Below are 19,101 nucleotides of genomic sequence, written 5' to 3' on the forward strand. Positions count from 1 at the left end.
CAATCGCGAATGAATTCGCTCCCGCAGTTGGTCAGCGGTCATTGTGTTTCGGGATACTGCCCGGGCGGCGGCGGGCTGAACCAGGGCCTACGCTTTCCGCGTCGCAGACTGGAGGCCATCCCATGAGAAAGCTCGCCCTGCTCATCGCCTTCTTCGCCCTGGTGCTCGGCGCCACCGCTGCCTTCGCCCACCACGGCTGGAGTTCCTACGATGCGGACAAGGCCTTGACCATCGAGACGCCGGTCAGGACGCTCGCCTATCGCAATCCCCACGCCCACATCACCATCGACTACGAGGGCCGAGAATGGCACGTGGTGCTGGCCCCCCTCAGCCGCATGGAGTCGCGCGGGCTGCCGGAGAAGGACCTGGCGCCGGGCAAGACGGTGACGGTGGTCGGCTACCCGCGCAAGGACGGCACGGCGGAAATCCGCGCCGAACGCCTGATCGTCGACGGGCGCACGGTGGAACTGCGCTGAGGCGGCGATGGAGTTCATCCTGCCCTGGGCGGAACGCCTGGAGGCCTCGCCCTTCGGCGCGCTGATGCGCGAATCCGCGCTGTTCTACCCGACGGCCAACCTGCTGCACCTGCTCGGGCTGGTGATGCTGCTGGGCTCCATGCTGCTGCTCGACCTGCGCCTGCTCGGGCTGGCACGCGAGGTGCCGGTGCAGGAAGCCTCACGCCGACTGACACCCATCGGCATCGCCGGGCTGCTGATCCAGTTGGTTACCGGTTTCTGCCTGTTCGCCGCCGACGCCGGCCCTCTCACGGGCAACTGGCTGCTGCAGCTCAAGCTGGCGCTGGTGGGTGTCGGCATCGCCAACGCGCTGCTGTTCCGCGCCTGCTGGGCACGGCGACTGGCCGACTGGGACCTGCGGCCCCCCCTTGCGGGACGGCTGCAGGTGGCGTTGTCGATCCTGACCTGGTGCGGGGTGATGTCGGCCGGGCGGTTGCTCGCCTACGTCTAGGTCGGCGTCGAGCGAAGTGAAACCCACGGTGCCAGCCCGTTGCCGCGCTGGGATTCGCGCCTCTGCCCAACCTACACGCGAGCCGTGCGCTAATGCTTCTTCAGGCACTGACTCATGAAGGCCTTGCGCTCGTCGCCTTTCAGGGCCTTTTCCGAGGCGTCCTTGTTGCAGGCCGTCATGCGTTCCTGCTGAGTCATGCTCAAGCACTTGCTCATGAAGGCTTTGCGTTCGTCGCCCTTGAGGGCCTTGGCTGTAGCATCGGCGTTGCAGGTCTTCATCTTTTCCTGCTGGGTGGCGGCAAAGCCCTGGGATGCGGCGAACAGAGCGATGAGCAGGAGGGGCAGGTGCAGTTTCTTCATGGAAGGGTCTCCCTGTTTATCCACAAGGAGGGAGTCTAGCCAGCGCGACGAACTGTGCCGGACAAGCTGATTCCGCTCGCGTAAACTGCGCGGCCGTTTTTTTCGGAACACCCGCGACATGAGCAACGTCCCCTCCGCCCAGGCCCTGGGCATCGACTTCGGAACCTCCAACTCCACCGTCGGCTGGTGGCGCCCGGACGTGGAGCCGCTGATCGCCCTGGAGGACGACAAGTTCACCCTGCCTTCGGTGGTGTTCTTCAACACCGAGGAACGCCGCCCGGCCTATGGCCGCCAGGCGCTGCACGAGTACCTGGAAGGCTACGAAGGCCGCCTGATGCGTTCGCTGAAGAGCCTGCTGGGCTCGCCCCTGCTCAAGAGCGAAACCACGGTGCTGGGCAGCGCCCTACCCTTCAAGGACCTGCTCGGCCTGTTCATCGGCCAGCTCAAGCAACGCGCCGAAGCTGCCGCAGGCCGCGAGTTCGAGCAGGTGGTGCTGGGCCGCCCGGTGTTCTTCGTGGACGACGACCCGGAGGCTGACCAGGAAGCCCAGAACACCCTGGTGGCCGTGGCGCAGAAGCTCGGTTTCAAGGACGTGTCCTTCCAGTTCGAACCCATCGCCGCAGCCTTCGACTACGAGCGTGGCATCGAGCGTGAGGAGCTGGTGCTGATCGTCGACATCGGTGGCGGTACCTCGGACTTCTCGCTGGTGCGCCTGTCACCCGAGCGCCGTGAAGTGGCCGAGCGCCAGGGCGACATCCTCGCCACCGGTGGCGTGCACATCGGCGGTACCGACTTCGACAAGCAGCTCAGCCTGCAGGGCGTGATGCCGCTGTTCGGCTACGGCAGCCGGATGAAGAGCGACGCGCTGATGCCCACCAGCTTCCACCTGAACCTGGCCACCTGGCACACCATCAACGCGGTCTATGCGCAGAAGTCGCAACTGGCGCTGAAGAACATGCGCTACGACATCGTCGACACCACCGGCATCGACCGCCTGTTCAGCCTGATCGAGCAGCGCGCCGGCCACTGGCTGGCCATGCAGGTGGAGGACAGCAAGATCGAGCTGACCGAGGCGCAGAGCCGCCGCATCGACCTGGCGCGCGTCGAGCCGGGGCTGGACGTGGAGCTGACCCGCGCGCTGTTCGAGAACGCCATCGACGACCTGCTGGTACGCATCCGCGCCAGTGTCGATACGCTGCTGACCCAGGCCGGCGTGCGCGCCGACCAGGTCGACACCCTGTTCTTCACGGGTGGCTCCAGCGGCATCCCGGCGTTGCGCCAGAGCGTCGCGGCCATGCTGCCCAACGCCCGCCAGGTGGAAGGCAACCTGTTCGGCAGCATCGGCAGCGGCCTGGCCATCGAAGCGAAGAAACGCTACGGCTGACCGTTCATCGGCAAACCTGCTGTCCTCCGCTGGTCGGCGCCGACCAGCGGTCTAGGCTCATTCCGACGAGGGACACACAGGGAAATGCCTACATGAGCAAGCACGCGCTGATCCTGTGCTGCGCCCTGGCCGCCGTGGCCGGATGCGCCAGCAAGATGGAAAACCCCACCGACTTCTACACCTACCGCAACCAGCCGCTGGTCAAGCAGGTGGATGAAGGCATGAGCGAAACACAGGTGCGCAACATCGGCGGGCCGCCCTCATCTTCCATTCGCCGCAAGGTCAACGCGGGTCTCTGCAACAACTACATCCTCAACCAGGACGGCCACCAGCAGGCCTACCACATCAGCTTCGACGGCAGTGGCCGGGTCGAGGAAAAGGGCTTCATGACCTGCGAGCAGCGGGAACAGGTAGAACTGGAAAAGGCCAGGAAGACCAGCTCAAGCTATTGATACCGCTTATGCCCCCCGCACACGATATCAGGTAGCCAGCAAGACCAGCTGAAAGCCGCGCCAGTCGCGGCTTTCTGGTTTTTCCTCCGGCATTTGGCCAGCTGCTGGCGCAATGCCGTCCATCGCCTGCTCCGTTTCGGGGCGTTCTCGGGCGAACTCTCCCCACTCTCCGATGTTCCAAGCGCAGTGTTTCAACTGCGTTAACCTCGAGGACCCATGATGTACAAGCAAGCGCTTGTCATGGCTTGTGCCCTGGCATCGACTGCCGGCTGCGCCAGCAAGATCGAAAATCCGACGGACTACATCACCTTCCGCAACCAGCCCCTGGTCGCGGATGTCGAGCCCGGCATGAGCCGGCAGCAGGTCCTGCTCATCGGGGGGCGCCCTTCATCCGTCGTCCAGCGCAGCGTGCATCCGGGTTCCTGCAACAATTACATCCTCAACGAAGAAGGCCACCAGCAGCCTTACCACATCAGCTTCGACAGCAGCGGCCGGGTCCGCCACAAGGGCTTCATGACCTGCGGACAGCGCGAGCAGGCGGAGCGCGACCAGCTCTGAGCCGTGCCGGGCAGCTGATTGAAAAACGCTGACGACGTACCGGCAACGCAGGTAGCTTTCAACAGTCTGCTAAGGCTTGCGCATCTGCTGTAGCAGCGGCGCACAGGCATTGCCCTCCTCGCCACCGGCCGCCGGCGCCACCAGCGCCAACAGGGCCGCCGCCGGTGCCACCGCCACACCCAGCGCCAACATTCCCGCTCCGCGTACCATCAGGGGCACCGTCTGCACCCCGGCCTGGGGATTCTTGAAGGTTCCGCGCACGTAGAGCGGCGAACGCAGGGAAAACAACCGCACCCCCTTGGACTCCGGCGTAACGCTCAGGTCCAGCCGCTCATTGCGGAAGTTGGCGTTGCCGTCGATCTGCACCAACGCATTCTCGGTATCGAAGACGAACAGCCGCGGCGTCATCAGCCCGTCTTTCAGGCCAAGGTCCGCCGCTGCGCAATTGATCTTCACCTCCTCGTCGCCGAACAGCCTGCCCACCACGTAGTTGCCGACGTTGAGCCCGGCGATCTCCATCAGGTTGCGGCTGATGGTGCCGTCATTGACCAGCATCTGCAGGTTGCCGTTGGCGGTACCCAGCAGGGCCGCCACCGAATTGCCGGTGCCGGACAGGTCCGCCGTACCGTTCAGCTCGCCCAGGCTGTTGCGCATGGCCTGGACGTTGGGAAACAGCTCCTTGAGCTTGAAGTGGCGGGCTGTGAGCCGAGCCCTGCCGGTAAGCGGCGCGCGTCGCCCATCCAGGCGGACGACTGCGTCCAGGTCGCCACCGGCCACGCCGAAGCGCAGGGGGTCCAGGCTGAGCTGGCCATCGTCGAGCAGGACGTGGGTGGACAGGTCGGTGACGGGCAGTTTCTCGCTGTGCTGGATGCGCTTGCCGGTGAAGCGGACGTCGGCGTCCATCGTCCGCCAGCGCTCGGTGCGGAACGCTTCCACCGGCAACACCTTGTCCGCCGGTTGGCGCGTGGCGACGCCACGGGCCTTCTGACCGGCGCTGGAGTCGGCACCGATCAGCGGCGCCAGGTCGGCAAATCGCAGCTGCTCGGACGTCAGGGTGCCGGAAAGCTTCGGCCGGGGTTGGCTGGCGGCATAGGTGAGGTCGCCATGGATATCGCTGCCGCCGATGCGGCCGTTGAAACCCTGGTAGTGGAACCTCGCCCCGCCCGGTTCGTTCAGGCTGGCCACCAGCCGGCCATCGGTGGAATAGGCCGGGGTTTCCGGCAGGGTTACGCCGGTCAGGGGATAGAGCTGGGCCAGGCTCTTGCCGGACAGTTGCAGGCGCAGGTCCAGGGCACCCAGCTCGCGCGGGTCGGTCAGGGTGCCCAGCAGGACGATACGGGTGTCGCCGGCCCTGATATCAGCCTGCAACGGGAACGGCAGGTCGGCATTCTGCAGCGCCAGCAGACCACCCACCTTGCCTTTGCCATCCAGCGGCTGTCCCTTGTAGCTGCCCTTGGCCTGCCAGCCGAAAGCGTAATCCTGCGCGCTGACCGTGGCCGGCCTGGCGCCCTTGGCCGGCAGCAGTTCGCTGAACGGGATCGGCTTGCCGAGCGGGTCGATGAGCAGATCCAGGCGGGTGCCGGTCTGGGCGTCATCCACCTGCACCTGGCCCTTGTCGAAACCTATGGTGCCGATGTCCAGCGTCCAGCCGGAAGGTTGTTGCTCCTCGCCTTCCGGTTTGGCCGGCAGCTCGAAGGTCCAGTTGTTGCGACCGTCGGCCAGGCGACGGACGCTGGCCCGCGGGCCGCCCAGTTCGATGCGCGGAATGCTCAGTTGCTGCCACAGCAGGGGCAGCGGCGCGATGCGGAACTCCACCCGTTCGAGGCTGACGAAATCGCCTCCCTTGGCCCATTGCGGATTCCCCAGGCGCAGCTTTTCAGCGGCGAAGTGCGGCCAGGGCACCAGCGCGCGCCAGCCACCCTCGCCTTCCTCCCGTTGCCAGATGACGCGAAGGTCACCCTCGATGGCGAATTCGCGCCCCAGCTCGGCGGACGCCCGCTCGTTGAGCGCAGGCTTGATGCGGTTCCAATCGAAGGTGGCGACCAGCACCAGCAAGGCCGTCAACAGCAGCACCAGCGCCAGGACCGTCCTGGCCAGGAAGCGAAGACCTCGTGTCATGCATTTCTCCCCTTGATCCACGACAGCCTTCGGGAGGCTGCGTGAAGTCCATGCCTTATCGACCCACGAACGCGCCGAGATGCTCCATCCAATGACCTGGCTTTCATTGCCTTCGCCCCGCGAAGCGGTCTTAAAAATACCGCAAGCGCTTGATTATAAAAGCATCCTCGCAACATCAACGGCGTTGATGTTCTCTATCGGAAGTGATCACTTCTTAATCAACACCCCGTCCGTAACATAGGCTCCGTAGCCAGTTTCCAGCCCCCGTTGAGGAGCCCACGATCATGAAAACCCAAGCCTTCGCCGCCCTGTTCATCGCCGCCCTGAGCACCAGCGTCTTCGCCCTGCCGTCGGATTCCCAGCCGGTTCTGGGCGAGTCGAAGGAAGGTGCCACCCTCCAGGTCATCGAGCCGGTTGCTGTCGAAGGTGGCTTCATGGTCCTGGACCGCGTCGCCGAAGGTGGTTCCGACCGCACCGGTGCCAACCGCGTCGCTGAAAGCGGTGCCGACCGTACCGGCGCCAACCGCGTCGCCGAAAGCGGTGCCGACCGCACTGGCGCCAACCGCGTCGCTGAAAGCGGTGCCGACCGCACCGGTGCCAACCGCGTCGCTGAAAGCGGTGCCGACCGCACCGGTGCCAACCGCGTCGCTGAAAGCGGTGCCGACCGCACTGGCGCCAACCGCGTCGCTGAAAGCGGTGCCGACCGCACTGGCGCCAACCGCGTCGCCTGATTGCAGGCTGCAAAACCACAAAGCCCGGCAAATGCCGGGCTTTGTGATTGTGGGAGCGAATTCATTCGCGAAACAGTGGCACCGGGCCGGCCGGCAACTTCCCTCACCCCCGGCCCCTCTTCCAGAGGGTGAGGGGTGATATCCGGCCCACCGGCAGTGCAGTCCTGCAAGAGCGGATTCATCCGCGAAATCACGCCAACCGGTACTTCCAGACGCGCTTCAGCACGCTGCCGAACTGCACCGACAGCCGCCCGCTGTTGTAGACCTGCCCGTATCGCCCGGCGATCTCCCGCACCACCTTGGCCATCTCGGCATAGCGCCGCGCCGGCAGGTCGGGGAACAGGTGGTGTTCGATCTGGTGGCTGAGGTTGCCGGTGAGGATGTGGAACAGCGGCCCGCCTTCCAGGTTGCTGGAGCCCCGCAGCTGACGCAGGTACCAGTGGCCGCGACTCTCCCCGGCCAGCACCTCGGGCGGGAATACGGCTGCGCGCTCGGTGAAGTGGCCGCAAAAGATCACGGTGAAGGTCCAGAGGTTACGGATGAGGTTGGCCAGCAGGTTCCCCGCCAGCACGGCCGTCACGCTCCCTCCCAATGGCAGTGCCAGCAAGGGGAACAGCAGGTAATCCTTCACCGACTGGCGCAGTACCTTGGCATTGAACTGGCGCAGTCGTGGTCGCAGTTCATCTGCGCTCATGCGGCCCTTGAAGTACTGGTCCAGTCGCAGGTGCTGCACCGCCACCGAGTACTGGAACAGCACCGCCTGCAGCGTCACCCACAAGGGCTGCCAGCGATAAAAGGGTTTCCAGCGTTGTTCAGGGAAGAGCCGCACCACGCCGTAGCCAACGTCGTCGTCCTTGCCCAGCACATTGGTGTAGCTGTGGTGGATGTGGTTGTGGGTGTGCCGCCAGAAGTCGGAGGGACCGGCGATATCCCACTCATAGCGGGTGCCACGCAGCTCGGGATCGTTCATCCAGTCGTACTGGCCATGCATGACGTTGTGGCCCAGCTCCATGTTCTCAAGGATCTTGCCCAACCCGAGCAGCGCCGCCCCCAGCAACCAGGTGGGCGGGAACCAGCCGAGCAGCAGCAAGGCGCGTCCGCTCCAGCAGCAGAAGCGGACGGCCGCGCGGATTCGGCGGATGTAACGGGCGTCGGCTTCGCCGAGATCGTCCAGGGTGCGCTGGCGCAGGGCGTCCAGCTCGGCGCCGAAAGCATCGAGTTCGGCAAAGGTGAGTTCGCGGTCGAATCGCATCGCAAGTCCTAGAGTTCCAGTTCCACATCGCCCAGCGGCGCGCTGACGCAAAGACGGATCGGCAGCCCCGGCCCATGGGTCATGGCGCCGGTGCGCAGGTCACGCACGCTGCCGGCCAGGAGCTGGCAGGTGCAGCCGGTGCAGATGCCCTGGCGACAGCCGTGGGGTGGACGCAAGCCATGGGCTTCGGCCTGCTCCAGCAGATTGGCGGCGCTGTTGCCGGGCAGCTCCCGATGGGAGCGGACGAAGCGCAGACGCACCGCCTCCCCTACTCCGGCGGTCGGCGCCGGCGCAGTGAAGGCCTCCCATTGCAGACGCCCGCCGCGCGGCGCGGCCTGCCACCAGTCACGCACGCCCGCGACGAATCCGTGGGGTCCGCAGGCCAGCAGGCTGTGCGCCGGCAGCCCGGCCAGGTGATCCACCTGGAAGCGCCCGGCCAGCTCATCGACCGCCGGCGCCTCGCCGCTGATGGCCCAGCGCACCTGGAAATTGGGGTGGCGCGCCATCAGCCCCTGCAGCTCCTCGCTGAAGGCGCGCTGGGCACGGTGGCGCACGTAGTGCAGCAGGGTCACCGGCGCAGTGAAACCACGGGCCAGGGCCTGACGCAGCAGGCCGAGCAAGGGCGTGATGCCACTGCCGGCGGCCAGCAGCAGCACCGAGGAAGCATCCTGAGGCCAATCCAGGTCACCCTGGGCCGGGTCCAACTCCAGCACGGAGCCGACTTCCAGCCGGTCCAGCAGCCAGTTGGACAACCGCCCTTGCGGCTGGCGCTTCACCGCCAGTTCGAGGCGCCCGTCCTCCTGCACGCTCACCAGGCTGTAGCTGCGGCCCTGACGCACGCCATCCAGCTCCAGGTGGAGGCGTACATGCTGGCCGGGCCGCCAGCCACGGGTATTGCCATTGGTGCGCAGGCCGATGGCGAGCATGTCGTCGGCCACCCAACGGCGGGATTCGACACGGGCGAACACGCGGTTGAGCCGCAGAACGGGATGGACGAGGCGCAGCAGGCAATCCAGGTCGGCTTCCTGCAGCCAGCCGCCGCCGGCCAGTGCGCGCAAGGGTCCCAGCGCGGGGCCGAATCGGCGCGCCAGGGAGAGAGGTACGAGGGGCATGACAGGACTCTAGTGAACACTCGTGCACTAGGCTGCACGAAGATCGGAATTACAGTCAACAGTTGTTCACTGAAGCAGGTTCGACGCCCGCGAAGCCCTTTTGCTAGAGTGCGCCGCACATTCGCCAACGGCCGCGCCCCATGACCCAACGCTCGGAACAGAAGCAGCAGACCCGCCACGCCCTGATGGATGCCGCGCGCCTCCTGATGGACAGCGGCCGTGGCTTCGGCAGCCTGAGCCTGCGGGAAGTGGCGCGCAACGCCGGCATCGTGCCCACTGGCTTCTACCGCCACTTCAACGACATGGATGAGCTGGGCCTGGCCCTGGTCGAGGAGGTAGGTGAAACCTTCCGCGCCACCATTCGCAAGGTGCGCCAGAACGAGTTCGAGTTGGGCGGCATCATCGAAGCCTCCGTGCGCATTTTCCTCGACGCGGTGCTCGCCAACCGTGGCCAGTTCCTCTTCCTCGCCCGCGAACAGTACGGCGGCTCGCAGCCCGTGCGCCAGGCCATCGGCGCCCTGCGCCAGCGCATCACCGACGACCTGGCCGCCGACCTCAGGCTGATCAACCGCATGCCGCAACTGGACGAGGAAGGCGTCGACCTGGTGGCCGACCTGGTGGTGAAGACCGTATTCGCCACACTCCCCGAACTGATCGACCCGCCGGCGGACAACCTGCCGCCGCACCTCCTGCCCGCCGCCAAGATCACCCAGCAACTGCGTTTCATCATGATCGGAGGCAAGCACTGGCTGGGACCGGGCCAGTCGAAAAGCTGACCGGATCGCCAGCATCCGCGCACTGCATCGGTGCGCTGCGCACCATCGCGGACCAGCCACACGCCCCACAGACAGGCACAGCTCCGCGAAAGGCCCGGTGAACGGGCGTCCGGCCATCTTGGCAAGGGCCTTGCTCGGCATCCCGGCATTGCACACTGCCGGACCCACCCATGCTGGTCATCCACGAACGAATAGAAGCCCGGTCGAGCTGGGACGAAGAGCTCCTGCTGACCTATGAAGCGCGCAGCAAGAGCCGCCTGCGCTGTTTCACCGAGAGCGGCGAGGACGTCGGCCTGTTCCTCGAACGCGGCCATCCGCCCCTGCGTGACGGCGATTGCCTGCGCAGCCAGGACGGCCGGGTAGTCAAGGTCAGCGCGCGCCCGGAAGCCCTGCTCCACGTCACCTGCGCCAACGCCTTCGAACTGACCCGCGCCGCCTACCACCTGGGCAACCGCCACGTCGCCCTGCAGATCGGCGACGGCTGGCTGCGCCTGCTGGACGACTACGTGCTCAAGGCCATGCTCGAACAGCTTGGCGCCACGGTGGAATGCATCGAAGCCGGCTTCCAGCCCGAGCACGGCGCCTACGGCGGGGGTCATCACCACTCCCATCAGCTCGAAGCCGACTTCAGCTATGCGCCGCGCCTGCACCAGTTCGGTGTGCGCACGTGAACAAGGCATGGCAGCTCCTGAGACTCGCCAGCCCCCAGCTGCCCATTGGTGGCTACAGCTATTCCCAGGGCCTGGAGCTGGCCGTCGATTCGGGACTGGTGCATGACCCTGAAAGTGCCGCGTGCTGGATCAGGGATCAGTTGCTGCTCAACCTCGCGCGCTTCGAGGCGCCCCTGCTGCTGGCCCATTGCGAGGCAGCGGCACGGGACGACTGGCACGAACTGAAGGCCCTGGCCGAACGTCACCGCGCCAGCCGTGAAACCCGCGAGCAGCATCTGGAAAGCCGGCAGATGGGGTACTCCCTGCAACAGCTGCTGGACGACCTGCCCGAGCAGGACGACGCCGCCCGAGCCCTGCTCGCCGAACTGGAAGGACCGGGCCTCGCCGTGACCTGGGCGCTGGCCGCCCGCGCCTGGTCCATCGCCCCGCAGGAAGCCCTCAGCGCCTGGCTCTGGGGCTGGCTGGAGAACCAGTTGGCGGTGCTGATGAAGACCCTGCCACTGGGCCAGCAGGCTGCCCAGCGCCTGACCTCTGCCCTGCTGCCCTGCCTGGAGCAGGCGCAGTGCGACGCCAGTGAAATTCCCCCGTCCCGCTGGGGCAGCGCCGCCTTCGGCCTGGCCCTGGCGAGCATGGCGCACGAGCGCCAATACAGCCGTCTGTTCCGTTCCTAGGAGAAGAAGAAGCCATGAACAGCCAACCCCTGCGCGTCGGTATCGGCGGCCCGGTCGGTTCCGGCAAGACCGCCCTGACCCTGGCCCTCTGCCGCGCCCTGCGTGACCGCTACAACCTGGCGGTAGTGACCAACGATATCTACACCCAGGAAGACGCCCAGTTCCTGGTGCGCAACGAGGCGCTGGCGCCGGAACGCATCATCGGCGTGGAAACGGGCGGCTGCCCGCACACGGCCATACGCGAGGACGCCTCGATCAACCTCGAAGCCGTGGAGCAGCTCAATCGCCGTTTTCCCGGCCTCGACCTGATCCTGGTGGAATCCGGCGGCGACAACCTGTCCGCCACCTTCAGCCCGGAACTCTCCGACCTGACCATCTACGTGATCGACGTTTCCGCCGGCGACAAGCTGCCGCGCAAGGGCGGCCCCGGCATCTGCAAGTCGGACCTGCTGGTGATCAACAAGGTGGACCTGGCGCCCATGGTCGGCGCGTCCCTGGAAGTGATGGACCGCGACGCCCGCAAGATGCGCGGCGAGCGGCCCTTCGTGTTCAGCAACCAGAAGCTCGGCCAGGGCCTCGACGAGATCATCGCCTTCATCGAGAAGCAGGGGCTGCTCGCTGCTTGAAACCCCACTCTGCCAACAGGATTCGCCTTCAAGGAGATTCAGCATGAACCTGCGCAAGTCGCTCTTCGCCATTGCCCTGTTCCTCACCCCGGCCGTGGCCTTCGCCCACGCCGGCCACGACCATTCCGGCCTGATGGCGGGCGTCGCCCACCCGGTCACCGGCCTCGACCACCTGCTGGCCATGCTCGCCGTCGGCCTCTGGGCGGCCCAACAGCGGGGCTCGGCGCGCTGGGCCCTGCCGCTGACCTTCGTCGGCGCCATGCTGCTGGGGGGCCTCGCCGGTTTCGCTGGCGTGGCCATGCCGCTGATGGAAACCGGCATCGCCGGCTCGGTGCTCGCCCTCGGCCTGCTGGTGGCCGTGGCGGTGCGCCCGCCACTGTGGCTGGCCGTGGGCCTGACCGCCCTGTTCGCCATGGCCCATGGCGTCGCCCACGGCCTCGAACTGCCGGACCTGGCCAGCCCATGGGGCTACGCCGTCGGTTTCATCGCTGCCACCGCCACCCTGCATGCAGCCGGTTATGGCCTGGTGCGCGCCCTGCCGCGCGCCGCCGCACCGCTGGTGCGTATTGCCGGTGGTCTCTCGGCTGGGGCCGGAGTGTGGTTGTTGGCGAGCTGAGCACGGCCTGTCACCAAACCCTGTGGGGGCGATTTCAATCGCTAAGCAGACCGCAGGTCTGCCATTCGGCCTCGCAATTGGGGCAGCTGCGCTGCCCTTCGCGAATGAATTCGCCCCCACAAGAAAAGCACGATGCCCCCAAGCAGCATCGATTTACCTACCCACATCCCAACCCACACACATCCCCCTCGCCTCGCCGTCACGTCTTTGTCATAGTCCCCGCGTTTGATTCGGCACGCCCGTCCACGTCTTACGGATAAGAACAACATGAAGCGCTTCGCCCGATTCTTCCTCGCTCCCCTCTTCCTCCTCGTCGCCGGCCTGCTCGCACTGGCCCTGACCAGTCGCCCGGCGGAACGGCCCGGCGTGCTCGCCGGCTTCGGCGACCAGCCCCTGGTCATCGCCCATCGAGGCGGACGCGGCCTGTGGCCGGAAAACACCCTGTTCGCCTTCGAGCGCGCTGCCGCCCTCAAGGTGGACATGCTGGAGATGGACGTGCGCCGCACCCGCGACGGCCAACTGGTGGTGCTGCACGACCCACGGGTGGATCGCACCACCAATGGCGACGGCAAGGTGGCCGATCTGACCCTTGCCGAGGTGCAGGCCCTGGATGCCGGCTACCGCTGGAGCGCCGATGGCGGCGAGAGCCATCCCTATCGCGGCCAGGGCATCCGCATCCCCACTTTCGAACAAGTGCTGGAGCGTTTCCCGGAACAGGCCAAGGTGGTGGAGATCAAGGTGCCCGACGCTGGGCTGGAAGAGCAGCTGTGCGCCCTGCTGGACAAGCACGAGCAGCGTGAGCGAGTGCTGGTGGGAAGTTTCTACGAGCGCAGCCTGAAGCGCTTCCGCGAAGTCTGCCCCGGCGTCGCCACCTCGGCCGGCCCGACTTCAGTGCGCCTGCTGGTGGCGCTGAACTGGGTCGGCCTGGGCAGCCTGGTCAGCCCGTCCTACCAGGCCCTGCAGATTCCCGAGAGCAGCGGCGGCCTGCAGGTGGCCACCGACAGCCTGATGAAGACCGCCCTGCAGCGCGGCCTGGCGGTCCAGATGTGGACCATCAACGAGCAACCGGCCATGCGCCACCTGCTGGACATGGGGGCGAATGGCCTGATCACCGACTACCCGGATCGCGCCCTGCAGCTGCTCGGGCGCTCCACCCGCATCACTTCGCTGAACGATTGACCGCGAAGCCCGCCCAGGTCTGGCTCACCGGCATCAGCTCAAGGCTGTTGATGTTGATGTGAGCCGGCTGGTTCATGATCCAGAAAATGGTTTCCGCGATGTCTTCCGGCTGGATGGCTTCGGCGCCGGCGTAAGTGGCGTCGTACTTGGCCTGGTCGCCACCGAAACGCACCAGGGAGAACTCGCTCTCGCACAGCCCCGGCTCAATGTTGGTGACGCGCACGCCGGTGCCCACCAGGTCGTTGCGCAGGCTCAGGGAAAACTGCCCGACGAAGGCCTTGGTGGCGCCATAGACGTGGCTGCCGGGATAGGGCCAGTTGCCGGCCACCGACCCAAGGTTGACGATGCTCGCGCCACGGCCGTGGGCGATCAGGCGCGGCAGCAGCAGGCGGGTGCTGTACATCAGGCCCTTGACGTTGGTGTCGACCATGGTGTCCCAGTCATCCAGGTCGCACTTGGGCGCGGGGTCGGCGCCAAGCGCCAGGCCGGCGTTGTTGATCAGGCCACGAATCTTCTCGTACCTGGCCGGCAGGCCGGCGATGGCGGCTTCCATGGCCTTGCGGTCACGCACATCCAGCTCCAGGGTGAGCACGTCGGTCTGGGCCGAGAGCTCATCCTTGAGTGCTTGCAGACGCGCGGCGCGGCGGCCCGTCAGCACCAGCGACCACCCGGCCCGGGCGAAGCGCCGGGCGCAGGCTTCGCCGAAACCCGAGGTGGCGCCGGTGATGAATACGGTGGAAGTCATGCTCTTCTCCTTGCTCTGGGGCACAGGCCCGTTGCGAATAGACCGGCATAGGTTACGCCATCCACAGGCGCGAGCTCCTGGCGAAAAAATCGCCAGCGCCATACAGCCCGCACCGCATCTGCACCGCAGCGATTACTCCCAAGTTTATCCACAGCTTTTCGCACAGTTGCCGGGGACAACTCCAGCTGTGTTTCCAAACGCTGGATAGCTCATGCAAGCCCCTGTTTTCGTGAAAAAAACGCCGACTGGACAATATGTGATCGACCGCCTTTGGGTGGCGGGAATCGGGGCCCGGCGGCAGCTACCACCAAGTTATCCACAGATTGTTTCACAGGCTTTGTGGGTAGCAGCCGGGATCGGCCTTGTTTGTGGCAGCGAATTCATTCGCGATTGGCCGTAGGGCGGGCCTTCGGCCCGCTTCGCGAACGAATGCGCTCCGATACAGGAACATCTCCCGTGTCGGCGCCTGTGGATATCCCCATATCGGACAAGCGGGACCGGCGCCTTTTCCCAGGGACCTAGACTTCCCTGGCTAACCACAGAGGAGATCGGGCCATGGTTAAAGTCGCCTTGCTGGTACGCCTGGAAGCCAGGCCGGGGAAAGTCGCCGAAGTGGAGGAATTCCTCCGTGGCGGCCTGCCGCTGGTAAAGGCCGAGCCCGATACCACGGCCTGGTTCGCCCTGCGCATTGGACCCCAGAGTTTCGGCATTTTCGATGCTTTCGACAGTGACCTGGGACTGCAGGCCCACATGACCGGCCAGGTGGCCGCCGCGCTGATGGAGCGCGCCGGGGAGCTGTTCAGCACGCCGCCACAGATCGAGCGGGTGGAGGTGCTGGCGGCCAAGTTGCCCGAGGCCGCGGAGGAAGAGGAGTTCTAACCCCCTGTGGGAGCGAATTCATTCGCGAAAGCAGCCAGCAAGGCTGCCAAGAGGGGACGGCTCCGCGCCCCGTCGCGAATGAATTCGCTCCTGCAGCAGTTACTCCACCGCCCGCAGCAGCACCTGCGCCGCGATCAGGTCTTCCAGGGCATAGCCCACCGATTTGAACAGGGTGATCTCGCTGTTGGTCTGACGATGGCCACGGCCATGCAGCAGGTCGGCCAGTTCGACGTGGATGCTCTGCTCGGTGATGGCACCCTCGGCGATGGCAAAGAGCAGGTCACCTGCTTCTTCCAATGCACCGGCACGGGTGTCGACCACGATGCGCGAGCGGGCCACGGCAGCGCTGTCGGTCTCCCGCATGCTGGGCAGGAAGGCGCCCACCAGGTCAAGGTGGGTCCCCGGCCGCAGCCAGTCGCCGAGGATCAGCGGCGAGGTGGAGGTGGTGACGCAGCTGATGCAGTCGGCCTGCTGGGCGCAGGTCTGCAGGTCGGGCGCCACGTGCACGGGGTAGCCTTCGGCGGCCAGGGTGCGCACCAGTTCGGCGGCCTTGTCCGGGTGGCGTCCCCAGATATCCACACGTTCGTATTGGCGCACCACGCAGTGGGCGCGGACCATGTGCGCGGCCAGGGTGCCAGCGCCCACCACCAGCAGTCGGCTGGCGTCGTGCCGCACCAGCGCGCTGGCGGCCAGGGCGGAGGTACAGGCAGTGCGCCGGGCGGTGAGTTCGGAAGCCTCCAGCACCGCCAGGGGCTTGCCGGTGGCGTCGTCGAACAGAGTGAACAGCGCCGCGACCGAGGGCAGGCCCTTCTCGCCGTTGTGGGGGAACACGGTGACCAGCTTCACGCCGACGCCCTGTCCTGTCTGCCAGACCGGCATGCACAGCAGCGATGCGTCCTGCGGCAAGGCATGGCAGGCCCGCACCGGCGCTTCGGCCGGATTGGCCAGGCCATGGCGCAGGGCTTCGATCAGTTGTGGATAAGGCAACGCCGCGGCGACGTCGGCGTTGGTGAAAAAGCGCAGGGTTTGCATCTCCGGACTCCTTTGAGAACCGAGTGCGAACGAATGGCCCTCACCCCGGCCCCTCGCCCGCAGGGCGAGGGGAGAAAAGCCGGGAGAGGGAGCAAGCGCGGTCAGTGACCGCCGAGGTAGGCGTTGCGGACGTCCTGGTTGCCCAGCAGCTCCTCGCCCGTGCCGCTCATGCGGATTTCCCCGGTGACCATCACGTAGGCGCGGTCGGAGAGCTTGAGCGCGTGGTTGGCGTTCTGCTCCACGAGGAAGATGGTCATGCCGGTCTGGGCCAGTTCCTTGAGGGTCTGGAAGATCTGCTTGACCACGATGGGCGCCAGGCCCAGGGAGGGTTCGTCGAGCAGCAGCAGCTTGGGCCGGCTCATCAGCGCGCGGGCGATGGCGAGCATCTGCTGCTCGCCGCCGGACATGGTCATGGCGCGCTGGTTGCGCCGTTCCTTCAGGCGCGGAAAGAGGTCGAACATGCGCTGCATGTCTTCGTCCGCATGGTCCATGCCCACGGGAATGGTGCCCATCAGCAGATTCTCTTCCACGCTCATGTCGGGAAACACCCGGCGCCCTTCCGGCGACTGGGCGACGCCGTTGGACGCAACGTAGTGCGCCGACCTGTGGGTAATGTCGGTGCCGCCGTAGACGATGGCGCCGCTGGCCGCGCGCGGCTGGCCGAAGATGGACATCAGCAGGGTGGACTTGCCCGCGCCGTTGGCGCCGATCAGGCTCACCGTCTCGCCTTCGTTGATGTGCAGGTTGACCTTCTTCAGCGCCTGGATCGGGCCGTAGAAGACGTCGACATCCTTGAACTCCAGGAGGGGGGCGTTCATGCCACTTCCTCCTCTTCGGCGCCGAGGTAGGCGGCGATCACCTTGGGATCGTGGCGGATATCGTGGGGGTTGCCCTCGGCAATCACTTCGCCGTGGTCCAGCACCACGATGTGGTCGGAAATGCTCATCACCATGCCCATGTCGTGTTCGATCAGCAGTACGGTCTGGTCGTGTTCGTCGCGCAGCTTGCGGATGATCCGGCTGAGCGCCTCGGTCTCGGCCGGATTGAGGCCGGCGGCGGGTTCGTCGAGGCAGATCAGCTGCGGCCGGGTGCACATGGCGCGGGCGATCTCCAGACGGCGCTGCTGGCCATAGGAGAGCTCGCCGGCCAGGCGGTTGGCGCAGTCCACCAGGTCCACCACTTCCAGCCAGTAGAAGGCGTGGTTCAGCGCGTCGTCCTCGGCCTTGCGGAAGCCCGGGGTGTTGAACACGCCGGCCAGCAGGTTGCGGTTGACCCACATGTGCTGGGCCACCAGCAGGTTCTCCACGACCGACATTTCCCGGAACAGGCGGATGTTCTGGAAGGTTCGCGCCAGGCCCGCGCGGTTCACCAGGTGCGTGCCGCCGAACATCTTGTAGTGCAGGCGGCTGGCGAACTGCGCCGGCTTGACGAAGTCGGTGGGCTGGAAGGGTTCGCCCAGCACCTTGATGATGTCGGTGGTCGCGCCACGGGTATTGAGGTGGATGCGTCCGCCGGTGGCCTTGTAGAAGCCGGTCAGGCAGTTGAACACGGTGGTCTTGCCCGCACCGTTGGGGCCGATCAGTGCGGAAATCGAGCCGCGCTTGATCTTCAGGCTGACGTCGTTGAGCGCCTTGATGCCACCGAAGTGCATCATCAGGTGCTCGACGCTGAGGATGTTTTGGTCGCTCATGGGGCTACTCCTTTACGCGGGGTGAAGCCGACACGGCTGATACGGATCAGCCCGCGCGGCCGCCAGATCATCATCACCACCATGAGCACGCCGAAGAGCAGCACTCGGTAGTCGGCGAAGGTGCGAAGCAGCTCCGGCGCGACGGTGAGGACGAAGGCGGCGATCACCACCCCGACGGTGGAACCCATGCCCCCGAGCACGACGATGGCGAGGATCAGCGCCGACTCGAAGAAGGTGAAGGACGAGGGGTTCACGAAGCCCTGGTAGCTGGCGAAGAACACCCCGGCGAGCCCTGCGGTGGAGGCGCCCAGCATGAAGGCCGAGAGCTTCACCAGCACGTGGTTCAGGCCCATGGCGCGACAGGCGATCTCATCCTCGCGCAGCGCTTCCCAGGCCCGGCCGACCGGCATTCGGGTGAGGCGGTGCTTGATGTAGAGCACCAGCATCACCACCAGGAAGAGCACCACGTAGATGAACAGGAACTTCAGGTTGGGGTTGTAGGCGAAGCCGAAGTACTCGTGGATAGGCACCCCGCCATCCTTCGCCCGGCGACCGAACTCCAGGCCCAGGAAGGTAGGCGACGGCACCGACATGCCGTTCGGGCCGCCAGTGAAGCTCAGCCAGTTGTTGAGGATCAGGCGGATGATCTCGCCGAAGCCCAGGGTCACGATGGCCAGGTAGTCGCCGTGCATGCGCAGCACCGGGAACCCCAGTAGCGCGCCGGCCAGCGCTGCGGTGAGCGCGGACAGCGGCAAGGCGGCCCAGAAGCCGAGGCCCAGGTGGTCGTAGCCGAGCGCCAGGCCATAGGCACCGATGGCGTAGAAGGCCACGTAGCCGAGGTCGAGCAGGCCGGCGAGGCCGACCACGATGTTCAGGCCCAGGCCCAGCAATACGTAGATCAGGCCGAGGATGACCACGGTGAGCAGGTACTTGCTGGCGAAGAACGGGAAGATCACCGCGGCGACGATCAGCAGCGGCAGGATCCAGCGCAGCCGGCTCTTGTAGTCGGGATCACGCACATGCACGCCGGAGCCGGTGCTCTCGAAGCGCTGCATCAGCACTTCGCCGCCCGGGGTTTGCAGGTAGAGGCTGAGGAAGAAACGGCCGAGCATGACGACGCCCATCATCACGCCGACGCGCTTGAACTCCAGGTTGAAGCTGTAGCCATCGAGCACCACGCCCATGATGGGGCCGAAGACGATAAGGGCGAGCAGACCGGCGACGACGGCGTCGATCAGGCTCTTCTTGATATCCAGGGGTTTCCTGGCAATGGCAGACGTCATG

General features: G+C 66.1%; 22 protein-coding genes. 13 read left to right on the forward strand and 9 right to left on the reverse strand.

The annotated features are described in order from the left end of the window. The first annotated feature begins 122 nt into the window (after window positions 1-122). Together FXN65_RS25090 and FXN65_RS25095 are read left to right on the forward strand one after the other, a co-directional pair. A complete protein-coding gene (locus FXN65_RS25090) occupies window positions 123-476 on the forward strand; it encodes a DUF6152 family protein (protein WP_151137500.1) in 354 nt (117 codons plus the stop codon). A gap of 7 nt (window positions 477-483) precedes the next feature. Further along, the gene (locus FXN65_RS25095; RefSeq protein ID WP_151137502.1) at window positions 484-966 is read left to right on the forward strand and encodes a DUF6644 family protein; all 483 of its coding nucleotides are present in this window, start codon (window positions 484-486) and stop codon (window positions 964-966) included. An 89-nt stretch (window positions 967-1,055) separates the two neighbouring features. Here FXN65_RS25095 and FXN65_RS25100 read toward each other — a convergent pair whose 3' ends face one another. Further along, window positions 1,056-1,325 carry a PsiF family protein gene (locus FXN65_RS25100; protein ID WP_151137504.1) on the reverse strand — a complete coding sequence of 90 codons (270 nt, stop codon included), beginning with the start codon at window positions 1,323-1,325 and terminating at the stop codon, window positions 1,056-1,058. Window positions 1,326-1,443: 118 nt separating this feature from the next. Between FXN65_RS25100 and FXN65_RS25105 the strand changes: the two genes are divergently transcribed. From FXN65_RS25105 to osmE (FXN65_RS25115), 3 genes are all read left to right on the forward strand, one after another. Further along, window positions 1,444-2,709, forward strand: coding sequence for an Hsp70 family protein (locus tag FXN65_RS25105; protein ID WP_151137506.1), 1,266 nt, complete (start codon window positions 1,444-1,446; stop codon window positions 2,707-2,709). 92 nt (window positions 2,710-2,801) lie between these two features. Then, window positions 2,802-3,161: an osmotically-inducible lipoprotein OsmE gene (gene osmE, locus FXN65_RS25110; protein ID WP_151137508.1), complete on the forward strand. Its 360-nt coding sequence runs from the start codon at window positions 2,802-2,804 to the stop codon at window positions 3,159-3,161. A gap of 219 nt (window positions 3,162-3,380) precedes the next feature. After that, complete coding sequence (gene osmE / locus FXN65_RS25115; protein WP_151138959.1) at window positions 3,381-3,719, forward strand: osmotically-inducible lipoprotein OsmE; 339 nt, start codon at window positions 3,381-3,383, stop codon at window positions 3,717-3,719. A gap of 69 nt (window positions 3,720-3,788) precedes the next feature. Here the strand turns inward: osmE (FXN65_RS25115) and FXN65_RS25120 are convergent, their stop codons facing one another. Continuing rightward, complete coding sequence (locus tag FXN65_RS25120) at window positions 3,789-5,837, reverse strand: AsmA family protein (RefSeq protein WP_151137510.1); 2,049 nt, start codon at window positions 5,835-5,837, stop codon at window positions 3,789-3,791. 284 nt (window positions 5,838-6,121) lie between these two features. Here FXN65_RS25120 and FXN65_RS25125 point away from each other — a divergent pair, with 284 nt between their 5' ends. Continuing rightward, the gene (locus tag FXN65_RS25125) at window positions 6,122-6,568 is read left to right on the forward strand and encodes a phage infection protein (protein WP_151137512.1); all 447 of its coding nucleotides are present in this window, start codon (window positions 6,122-6,124) and stop codon (window positions 6,566-6,568) included. A 190-nt stretch (window positions 6,569-6,758) separates the two neighbouring features. Here FXN65_RS25125 and FXN65_RS25130 read toward each other — a convergent pair whose 3' ends face one another. Next, a complete protein-coding gene (locus FXN65_RS25130) occupies window positions 6,759-7,820 on the reverse strand; it encodes a fatty acid desaturase family protein (protein WP_151137514.1) in 1,062 nt (353 codons plus the stop codon). An 8-nt stretch (window positions 7,821-7,828) separates the two neighbouring features. Further along, complete coding sequence (locus tag FXN65_RS25135; RefSeq protein ID WP_151137516.1) at window positions 7,829-8,932, reverse strand: ferredoxin reductase; 1,104 nt, start codon at window positions 8,930-8,932, stop codon at window positions 7,829-7,831. Between the two features lie 140 nt (window positions 8,933-9,072). On the opposite strand from FXN65_RS25135, the gene FXN65_RS25140 reads away from it, so the two are divergent. From FXN65_RS25140 to FXN65_RS25165, 6 genes are all read left to right on the forward strand, one after another. Further along, complete coding sequence (locus FXN65_RS25140; protein ID WP_151137518.1) at window positions 9,073-9,708, forward strand: TetR family transcriptional regulator; 636 nt, start codon at window positions 9,073-9,075, stop codon at window positions 9,706-9,708. Window positions 9,709-9,878: 170 nt separating this feature from the next. Continuing rightward, window positions 9,879-10,379 carry an urease accessory protein UreE gene (gene ureE, locus FXN65_RS25145; protein WP_151137520.1) on the forward strand — a complete coding sequence of 167 codons (501 nt, stop codon included), beginning with the start codon at window positions 9,879-9,881 and terminating at the stop codon, window positions 10,377-10,379. Further along, the gene (locus FXN65_RS25150; RefSeq protein WP_151137522.1) at window positions 10,376-11,050 is read left to right on the forward strand and encodes an urease accessory protein UreF; all 675 of its coding nucleotides are present in this window, start codon (window positions 10,376-10,378) and stop codon (window positions 11,048-11,050) included. The genes ureE and FXN65_RS25150 overlap by 4 nt, the downstream gene beginning before the upstream one ends. A 14-nt stretch (window positions 11,051-11,064) precedes the next feature. Beyond that, a complete protein-coding gene (ureG, locus tag FXN65_RS25155; protein ID WP_151137524.1) occupies window positions 11,065-11,676 on the forward strand; it encodes an urease accessory protein UreG in 612 nt (203 codons plus the stop codon). Window positions 11,677-11,719: 43 nt separating this feature from the next. After that, complete coding sequence (locus FXN65_RS25160) at window positions 11,720-12,292, forward strand: HupE/UreJ family protein (protein ID WP_151137526.1); 573 nt, start codon at window positions 11,720-11,722, stop codon at window positions 12,290-12,292. Window positions 12,293-12,559: 267 nt separating this feature from the next. Beyond that, the gene (locus FXN65_RS25165; protein WP_151137528.1) at window positions 12,560-13,471 is read left to right on the forward strand and encodes a glycerophosphodiester phosphodiesterase; all 912 of its coding nucleotides are present in this window, start codon (window positions 12,560-12,562) and stop codon (window positions 13,469-13,471) included. On the opposite strand, the gene FXN65_RS25170 is transcribed toward FXN65_RS25165, so the two are convergent. Then, complete coding sequence (locus FXN65_RS25170; protein WP_151137530.1) at window positions 13,452-14,216, reverse strand: SDR family oxidoreductase; 765 nt, start codon at window positions 14,214-14,216, stop codon at window positions 13,452-13,454. The two genes, FXN65_RS25165 and FXN65_RS25170, sit on opposite strands and share 20 nt — an antisense overlap. A gap of 555 nt (window positions 14,217-14,771) precedes the next feature. Here FXN65_RS25170 and FXN65_RS25175 point away from each other — a divergent pair. Beyond that, on the forward strand, window positions 14,772-15,095 hold the full coding sequence (locus FXN65_RS25175; RefSeq protein WP_151137533.1) for a putative quinol monooxygenase: 324 nt from the start codon (window positions 14,772-14,774) through the stop codon (window positions 15,093-15,095). A gap of 99 nt (window positions 15,096-15,194) precedes the next feature. On the opposite strand, the gene FXN65_RS25180 is transcribed toward FXN65_RS25175, so the two are convergent. From FXN65_RS25180 to livM, 4 genes are all read right to left on the reverse strand, one after another. Continuing rightward, window positions 15,195-16,127: an ornithine cyclodeaminase family protein gene (locus FXN65_RS25180; protein WP_151137535.1), complete on the reverse strand. Its 933-nt coding sequence runs from the start codon at window positions 16,125-16,127 to the stop codon at window positions 15,195-15,197. A gap of 101 nt (window positions 16,128-16,228) precedes the next feature. Further along, on the reverse strand, window positions 16,229-16,945 hold the full coding sequence (locus FXN65_RS25185; protein WP_151137537.1) for an ABC transporter ATP-binding protein: 717 nt from the start codon (window positions 16,943-16,945) through the stop codon (window positions 16,229-16,231). Continuing rightward, the gene (locus FXN65_RS25190) at window positions 16,942-17,817 is read right to left on the reverse strand and encodes an ABC transporter ATP-binding protein (RefSeq protein ID WP_151137539.1); all 876 of its coding nucleotides are present in this window, start codon (window positions 17,815-17,817) and stop codon (window positions 16,942-16,944) included. Before FXN65_RS25190 ends, FXN65_RS25185 begins: the two co-directional genes overlap by 4 nt. Then, window positions 17,814-19,100 carry a high-affinity branched-chain amino acid ABC transporter permease LivM gene (gene livM / locus FXN65_RS25195; RefSeq protein WP_151137541.1) on the reverse strand — a complete coding sequence of 429 codons (1,287 nt, stop codon included), beginning with the start codon at window positions 19,098-19,100 and terminating at the stop codon, window positions 17,814-17,816. Before livM ends, FXN65_RS25190 begins: the two co-directional genes overlap by 4 nt. Window position 19,101 lies beyond the last annotated feature (1 nt).

Source organism: Pseudomonas lalkuanensis, assembly GCF_008807375.1.
Lineage (GTDB): Bacteria > Pseudomonadota > Gammaproteobacteria > Pseudomonadales > Pseudomonadaceae > Metapseudomonas > Metapseudomonas lalkuanensis.